Source organism: Saccharopolyspora sp., assembly GCF_017434145.1.
In the GTDB taxonomy this organism is placed as follows: domain Bacteria; phylum Actinomycetota; class Actinomycetes; order Mycobacteriales; family Pseudonocardiaceae; genus Saccharopolyspora_C; species Saccharopolyspora_C galaxeae.
In genome coordinates this window covers 1-2872 of the sequence record NZ_JAFRFW010000310.1, presented here as the reverse complement: position 1 = coordinate 2872, position 2872 = coordinate 1, and the positions used below count along the sequence as shown (strand labels likewise).

Genomic DNA, 2872 nt, shown 5'->3' with positions numbered 1-2872 from the left:
GCCGCCGCGGCTGAGCGCGTGGCGTGCCGGTCACTTGCGCGCCGGCGCCCGACTCCGTCGCCCGGCCCTCGCCGCAGCCGTGCTGCTCGGCGCTTCTCGAGGTGCTCGTACTGCCGCTCCTGCTCGCGGTTCCAGCCCTGTTGAGGCATGGCCTCTTCGCGCTTGCGGGGCGATGCTGGCCATTGATCCACCCGCGAGCTCGCAGCTGCACGCCGCTACGGAGATCGCGCGCACCCGCCCGCGCACACCTACGCTCACTCGCGGCGAGCCGAGAGAAGGGGAACGACGTGGCTTTTCGCACTGGAACAGGCAACGGTTTGCCGCTGCGCCGCATCCGCGTCCCGCGATGGGCCGAGCAGCGCGGCACGTGGCGCGAGGCGCGACCGGCGCTGATCGATGCTGCGCTCAAACGCGCCCAGTCCCGGCCGTCGGGCAACTGGTTCGTGCTCGCCGGCAGCAGGGAGATCGGTTCCGCGCGCCCGTTCGGCCGGACCGTTGCGGGCGTGGAAATCGTGGCGTGGCGGGACGAAAGCGGCGCGCTGCACGCCGGTCCTGGCGCGTGTCCGCACATGGGCGCGCCGTTGAGCGAGGCGCGGGTGCAATGCGGGCGGCTGGTGTGCCGGTGGCACGGGCTCGAGCTGGGCGAGGACGCGGGCCGGTGGTGGCGCACGTTCCCCGCGCACGACGACGGAGTCCTGGCGTGGGTCCGGCTCGACGCGCAAGGCGGGGAGGATCCGCTGCCCGAGCCGGTCGTGCCGCACCGTCCGCGGCCGCCGGAGAGCATCGACGCGGTGGCCACGGCGATCGGCGTGTGCGAACCGGAGGACGTCGTGGCCAATCGGCTCGATCCGTGGCACGGCTCGTGGTTCCACCCCTACTCGTTCGCGAACCTGACGGTGCTGCGGGCGCCGGAGGCCGATGCCTCGTCGGACGCCGACGACACGTTCGACGTGGCGGTCACGTTCAAGCTGGCCCGCGGTGTCGGAGTGCCGGTGCGCGCGAGCTTCAGCGCACCGGGGCCGCGCACCATCCTCATGCGCATCGACGAGGGCGAAGGCGTGGGCAGCGTGGTGGAGACGCATGCGACGCCGTTGGGCACGAATTCGCGGGGCGAGCCCACGACAGCGGTGATCGAGGCGGTCGTGGCGCACTCGCCGCGGCCCGGCTTCCGGATGGCACGGCCGGTGGCCGGGGCGGTGCGGCCGTTGATGCGGTGGGCGGCGCTGCGGCTGTGGCGCGACGACCTCGCTTACGCCGAGCGCAGGTACGCGCTGCGCAGGGCCGGTCGCTGAGCGGTTCCGCCGAGCCCGCACGGCGCCAGCCAGGTGAAGTTTGCAGCGGCTTTGCAAGTTCAGTGGTGAGTGAAATTGTCCGTCGGCGACCCCCGGCGGCGGAGCTGCCGCACCCCGGATCGCGGCGGACGAGAAGCGGGGTGGCTCGCGTTCGCAGCGGCTCAGGCGATTCGGGCAGCGGTGCGCAGTAGTGCGCTCCGGCCGCTGCCCGGGACGGTCCACACGTCGTGCCCGCGCACGCCCCAGTTCCCCAGCAGCCGGTTCGCCGCCACCACACCGCTGGTTGCGGCTCGTTCCATCAGCGCCACCGGCATATCGATGCGCACGTGGTCGCCGGCGACGACCAGGCCGGGCTCGGGCGTGCTGATCGCGGCTCGTTGCGCGAACCCGCCCGGCGGGAACAGCGGGCAGTCCGAACGCAGCTCGTGGCGCTCGTCGAGCACCTGCGCGCGCTCGGTCTCGGGATAGGCGCGGTGCAGCTCGGCGAGCACCCGCGGCCGCAGCTGTTCGACGGTCGACTCGCCCGGCAGCGCGTAGCAGTGCAGTTCGACGACCGAGCCGCCGCTGCTGCGGGCCCAATCCGCGGCGCCGCGCTCGTAGCGCTCCAGCACGCTGATGTTGTCCACCGGTCCGAAGCCGCTGGTGCCGAGGAAGGCGTGCCGGTCCCGGCGCACCGGCCGGTCCAGCCAGAACCGCGACACCAGGAACGAGGGAGCGGTCCGCCGTTGCGCGATGCTCTCGCGCCAGTCGGCGTTCCCGAGCCCGGTGGACCGCTGCACGATTCCTTGCAGCCCGCGAAGGTCCGCCGCGAGCACCACGGCGTCGGCCGGAATCCGCTCGCCACCGCCGAGGTGCACGACGTACTCGCGCGGCCCGTCGTGCGTTACCCCCTGCACGCTGTTGCCGAGGTGCACGCGCCCGCCGAGCCCCTCCACGTGTTCGCCCAGCGGGTTCCACAGGGCCGGGAAGGAGTCGGCGACGTCGAACAGCAAGCCCTCGCTGGAGCCGAGGAAGTACAGGTGGAACATGACTGCGAGCTCGGCGGCCGACAGCTCGGCGGGCGGTGCGAAGAAGCTGCGCGAGAACACCTCGAACGCCAAGTGCTGGGCCGCTTCGGGAAAACCGATGCGCTGCAAGTACGTCGCGGCGTCGAGTTCGTCGAGCCGTTCGTAGGTCTGCGGCACGCGCACGTCGGCCAGCGACAGCGCCGTCCGGATCGACATCCGCGGCACGTCGCGCCACCGGAACGTGGGGCTGCGGGCGACGAAGCCGAGCGCGTTCCACGGCGGGGTGCGCGGCAATCCGGCGAAGGTGTCGAGCCTGCCGTGCCGGTCCAGCAGCGGATACTCGGGCAGCTCGACCAGCCCGTCCAGCGCCGGATCGACGCGGCGCAGCAGGCCGCGGAGGTTGTAGTACTGCCGGAAGAAGGCGTGGAAGCCGCGGTTCATCGGCACCTGCGTGCCGTCGGCGAGCGTGGTCGTCCAGCCGGCGACGCGCCCGCCCAGCTGGTCCTCGCGTTCGAGCAGGTCCACTTCGACACCGCGCTCGGCCAGGCAGGTGGCCGCGGCCAGCCCGGCGAT

2 protein-coding genes are annotated in these 2872 nt (G+C 72.8%); one reads left to right on the top strand and one right to left on the bottom strand.

Translation table 11 applies throughout. The annotated features are described in order from the left end of the window. Nucleotides 1-287 precede the first annotated feature (287 nt). Nucleotides 288-1292 carry a DUF5914 domain-containing protein gene (locus tag IJH84_RS08610; RefSeq protein ID WP_295142434.1) on the top strand — a complete coding sequence of 335 codons (1005 nt, stop codon included), beginning with the start codon at nt 288-290 and terminating at the stop codon, nt 1290-1292. A gap of 161 nt (nt 1293-1453) precedes the next feature. Here IJH84_RS08610 and IJH84_RS08605 read toward each other — a convergent pair. Beyond that, on the bottom strand, nt 1454-2872 hold a 1419-nt coding region (locus tag IJH84_RS08605; protein WP_295142431.1), incomplete at its 5' end, for an NAD(P)/FAD-dependent oxidoreductase.